Source organism: Polynucleobacter sp. 35-46-11, assembly GCF_002281105.1.
Genome location: NZ_NCFJ01000166.1, coordinates 1 through 4,826, shown reverse-complemented (window position 1 = coordinate 4,826; position 4,826 = coordinate 1). Strand labels below are relative to the sequence as shown.

At 46.1% G+C, this 4,826-nt stretch carries 6 protein-coding genes and 1 tRNA gene; all 7 read left to right on the top strand.

Translation table 11 applies throughout. From position 1 onward, the window contains the following. Positions 1-13: 13 nt before the first annotated feature. The 7 genes from B7Y67_RS10935 to nuoF all read left to right on the top strand — a co-directional run bounded on the left by B7Y67_RS10935 (position 14) and on the right by nuoF (position 4,739). Positions 14-98, top strand: a tRNA-Leu gene (locus B7Y67_RS10935). 108 nt (positions 99-206) lie between these two features. Continuing rightward, the gene (locus B7Y67_RS10930; protein WP_015420921.1) at positions 207-566 is read left to right on the top strand and encodes an NADH-quinone oxidoreductase subunit A; all 360 of its coding nucleotides are present in this window, start codon (positions 207-209) and stop codon (positions 564-566) included. A 5-nt stretch (positions 567-571) separates the two neighbouring features. Beyond that, complete coding sequence (locus B7Y67_RS10925) at positions 572-1,054, top strand: NADH-quinone oxidoreductase subunit B family protein (RefSeq protein WP_011902891.1); 483 nt, start codon at positions 572-574, stop codon at positions 1,052-1,054. Between the two features lie 3 nt (positions 1,055-1,057). Beyond that, positions 1,058-1,657, top strand: coding sequence for an NADH-quinone oxidoreductase subunit C (locus B7Y67_RS10920; protein WP_293598670.1), 600 nt, complete (start codon positions 1,058-1,060; stop codon positions 1,655-1,657). A gap of 3 nt (positions 1,658-1,660) precedes the next feature. Further along, entirely contained in the window at positions 1,661-2,914 is a 1,254-nt protein-coding gene (locus tag B7Y67_RS10915; protein WP_293598669.1) for an NADH-quinone oxidoreductase subunit D, read from the top strand. A 23-nt stretch (positions 2,915-2,937) separates the two neighbouring features. After that, entirely contained in the window at positions 2,938-3,444 is a 507-nt protein-coding gene (gene nuoE / locus B7Y67_RS10910) for an NADH-quinone oxidoreductase subunit NuoE (protein ID WP_293598668.1), read from the top strand. After that, positions 3,441-4,739: an NADH-quinone oxidoreductase subunit NuoF gene (gene nuoF, locus B7Y67_RS10905; protein ID WP_015420925.1), complete on the top strand. Its 1,299-nt coding sequence runs from the start codon at positions 3,441-3,443 to the stop codon at positions 4,737-4,739. The genes nuoE and nuoF overlap by 4 nt, the downstream gene beginning before the upstream one ends. The last annotated feature ends 87 nt before the right edge of the window (positions 4,740-4,826 follow it).

The following is a 4,826-nucleotide window of genomic DNA, read 5'->3' as shown; positions in this document are numbered from 1 at the left end:
GGTTTTACAAGATGCCGACGTGGTGAAATTGGTAGACACGCTATCTTGAGGGGGTAGTGGCTTAGGCTGTGCGAGTTCGAGTCTCGCCGTCGGCACCAAATTGTAAAATTAGTAGGGTTTATCTTGTAAATCAAGAATTTTTGTACCGGAATAATTGATAATTTGTAGTTTCTTAGGACTTTCCAGACGAACGACTCAGGGCCATTTTGAATCTCGCTAATTACTTTCCTGTTCTTCTTTTTATCCTCGTAGGTATTGGGGTGGGTTTAGTCCCCATGTTCCTCGGAAAAATCTTGGCTCCTTCGAAGCCTGATTCGGAAAAACTGTCGCCATATGAGTGCGGTTTTGAAGCTTTCGAAGATGCACGTATGAAGTTCGACGTGCGTTATTACCTCATCGCCATCCTATTTATCTTATTTGACTTAGAAACTGCATTCCTATTCCCATGGGGTGTGGCCTTACGTGATATTGGTTGGTTCGGCTACGCCTCTATGGTGATTTTCTTATTGGAATTCATCGTGGGCTTCGTATATATCTGGAAAAAGGGCGCTCTCGACTGGGAGTGATAGATATGGCACTAGAAGGCGTTCTCAAAGAAGGATTTGTTACCACTACTGCAGACCAGTTAATCAACTGGACGCGTAATGGTTCTTTATGGCCAATGACTTTTGGTCTTGCTTGCTGTGCTGTTGAAATGATGCACGCAGGCGCATCTCGTTATGACTTGGATCGATTTGGTGTGGTGTTCCGCCCATCTCCACGTCAATCAGATCTCATGATTGTTGCTGGCACCTTGTGTAACAAGATGGCTCCAGCGCTTCGCAAGGTTTATGACCAAATGCCTGAGCCACGTTGGGTTATCTCGATGGGCTCTTGCGCTAATGGCGGTGGTTATTACCATAACTCGTATTCAGTAGTTCGCGGCTGTGACCGCATCGTGCCAGTAGATATCTATGTTCCTGGATGCCCTCCAACTGCAGAAGCATTGATCTACGGAATTATTCAGTTGCAATCCAAGATCGCTCGCACTAGCACGATTGCGCGGAAGGCTTAATCCATGTCAGATCGTTTAGTTCAACTCGCCGCTAACCTTGAAAAAGTTTTAGGTAAGCGCGTTCAGTCAATTGAAATTGCTTTGGGTGAGGTGACTGTAGTTCTTAATGCAGACACCTATTTTGAATCCGCTATGTTATTGCGTGATGAGCCTTCATTGGCCTTTGAGCAATTGATTGATTTATGCGGCGTAGATTACCAAGATTACCGTGAAGGGCAGTGGGGCGGCCAACGCTTTGGCGTAGTGACTCATCTCTTATCCATAGCTCACAATTGGCGTTTGCGTGTTCGTGTATTCGCTCCAGAGGATGTTTACCCGGTAGTAGCTTCATTAACTCCCGTTTGGTCTGCAGCCAATTGGTTTGAGCGTGAAGCATTTGATCTCTACGGCATCTTGTTTGATGGTCATGAAGACTTGCGTCGTATTTTGACTGACTACGGTTTTATCGGTCATCCATTTAGAAAAGATTTCCCAATTTCTGGCAATGTAGAAATGCGTTACGACCCAGAGTTAAAACGTGTGGTGTATCAGCCTGTCACGATTGAAGCGCGTGAGATTACGCCACGGATCGTGCGCGAAGAGCAGTACGGAGGTCCGGTTTAAGTCATGGCACAAATTAAGAACTACACCCTCAACTTTGGTCCTCAGCATCCTGCGGCACACGGCGTATTGCGCTTAGTGCTTGAACTTGATGGTGAAGTCATTCAACGCGCTGATCCACATATCGGTTTATTGCATCGCGCCACAGAAAAATTAGCCGAGACACGTACTTGGATTCAAAACGTTCCATACATGGATCGTTTGGACTATGTCTCGATGATGGCAAATGAGCATGCTTACGTGATGGCAATTGAGAAGTTGCTACAAGTAGATGTACCTTTGCGTGCGCAATACATTCGCGTGATGTATGACGAGTTAACCCGCTTGCTCAATCATCTCTTATGGATTGGTTGTCACGGTCTAGACGTTGGTGCAATGGCTGTGTTCTTGTATGCCTTCCGCGATCGTGAAGATATTTTTGATATGTACGAAGCAGTGTCAGGCGCTCGTATGCATGCTGCTTACTATCGTCCAGGTGGCGTCTATCGTGATCTGCCAACGCAGATGGCGCAGTACTCTCAGTCTAAGATTCGTAGCACCTCTGCGATTAAGCGTTTGAATGAAAACCGTAGCGGCACTTTGCTTGATTTCATTGAGCAATTCTCAAATGGTTTTGATGCCAACGTAGATGAGTATTGCAATCTCTTAACGGATAACCGTATTTGGAAACAGCGCTTAGTGGGTATTGGTGTTGTGACTCCTGAACGTGCTTTACAGCTCGGCTTTACAGGCCCTATGTTGCGTGGTTCTGGTATTGAGTGGGACTTACGTAAAAAGCAGCCTTACGAAACTTACGACAAACTCGACTTTGACATTCCGGTTGGCGTGAATGGTGATTCTTATGATCGCTATTTAGTACGTATGGAAGAAATGCGTCAATCGAATCGCATCATTAAACAGTGTGTGGCTTGGCTTAAAGCAAATGATGGCCCTGTCATGAGCGACAACCATAAGGTATCTCCACCAAAGCGTGTGGATATGAAGACCAATATGGAAGAGTTGATTCACCATTTCAAACTTTTCACTGAAGGTATGCACGTTCCTAATGGCGAGGCTTACTCTGCTGTTGAGCATCCAAAAGGTGAGTTTGGTATTTACTTGATTTCTGATGGTGCAAATAAGCCATACCGAATGAAGATTCGTGCACCAGGCTTTGTGCATCTGTCCGCAATGGATGAAATGTCACGCGGCCACATGTTGGCTGATGCAGTAACCATTATTGGTACCCAAGATATCGTGTTCGGGGAGATTGACCGCTAATACAGCGCGCCAAGGATTAATTCATGACAACAACTCTTCAACTTTCAGACAAAACGCTCGCAGACATTGCGCGCAATGTCGCGAAATATCCCCCAGAGCAAAGACAATCCGCTGTGATGGCTGCTCTGATAGCCGCTCAAACCGAAGTAGGTTGGGTTTCACCTGAAGTAATTGAAACTGTCGCGCAAATTTTGGGAATGCCAACGATTGCAGTGGACGAAGTAGCTACTTTCTACAACATGTATGACACCAAGAAAATTGGTAAGTACAAGTTGGTAATTTGCACCAACTTGCCTTGCCAGTTAACTCATGGTGAAACTGCGGCTACTTATTTAAAAGAAACATTGGGTATTGGCTACAACGAGACAACTCCTTGTGGCACTTTCACCTTGAAAGAGGGTGAGTGCATGGGCGCATGTGGCGATTCTCCAGTGATGCTGGTGAATAACAAGCGCATGTGCAGTTTCATGAGTAAAGAAAAGATTGATGCTCTATTGAGTGAGCTCCGTGCAGAAGGGGAAGCAGCATGACTAGCTTGCACGATAGACACATTAAGCCTTTAATCCTTGCTGGATTGAATGGTGAAAACTGGCGCTTAAAGGATTATGAAAGCCGTGGCGGCTATCAACAGTTGCGTCGCATCATCAACGACAAAGTTGCACCGGATGCGATTATTGCTGAATTAAAAGCATCATCATTACGTGGTCGTGGAGGTGCAGGCTTCCCTACTGGGTTGAAGTGGAGCTTTATGCCCCGTCAATTCCCTGGCCAAAAATATTTAGTTTGTAATAGTGACGAAGGTGAGCCAGGTACATTTAAAGACCGCGACATCATGCGTTACAACCCGCATGCTTTGATTGAGGGCATGATTATTGGTGCCTACACTATGGGTATCACTGTGGGTTACAACTATATCCATGGCGAAATTTGGGAAGTCTATTCTCGCTTCGAAGAGGCGCTTGAAGAAGCTCGTGCTGCTGGATATCTCGGCGATAAAATCATGGGAAGTGATTTCAACTTCCAATTACATGCTGCTCCAGGATGGGGCGCCTATATCTGCGGTGAAGAGACTGCGCTTTTAGAATCACTTGAAGGCAAGAAGGGTCAGCCGCGCTTTAAGCCGCCATTCCCAGCAAGCTTTGGTTTGTATGGCAAGCCAACTACGATCAATAACACGGAAACATTTGCTGCAGTGCCATTCATCATGGCAATCGGTGGTCCAGCGTATTTAGAGTTGGGCAAGCCAAATAACGGCGGTACGAAGATTTTCTCTATCTCTGGCGATGTGACTTATCCAGGTAACTATGAGATTCCATTGGGGACTCCATTTGCTGAGTTGTTAAAGCTTGCTGGTGGTATGCGTGATGGCATCCCTCTGAAAGCGGTTATTCCTGGTGGATCTTCTTCACCGGTTATTCCTGGTGCTGAGATGATGACTCTCACAATGGATTACGACAGCATTGCGAAAGCGGGTTCGATGTTGGGATCTGGTGCTGTGATCGTGATGAATGAAACACGTTGCATGGTTCGTGCCTTAGAGCGTCTGTCTTACTTCTATCACGAAGAATCTTGTGGTCAGTGCACCCCATGCCGTGAAGGTACTGGTTGGTTATGGCGCATTGTGAGTCGAATTGAGCACGGCGAAGGACGCCCAGAAGATTTGGATTTATTGAATGATGTAGCGGCCAACATTCAAGGTCGCACGATTTGCGCATTGGGCGATGCTGCTGCAATGCCAGTTCGTGGCATGTTGAAGCATTACATGGATGAATTTGCGTATCACGTAGAACATAAGCGCTGCTTAGATTCTGCGAAACCTTTATAAGACATTGAGCACGGGACATCTTAAAGTGAGCATGGTTGAAATCGAATTAGATGGTAAGGCAGTAGAAGTTCCGCAAGGTTCGATGGT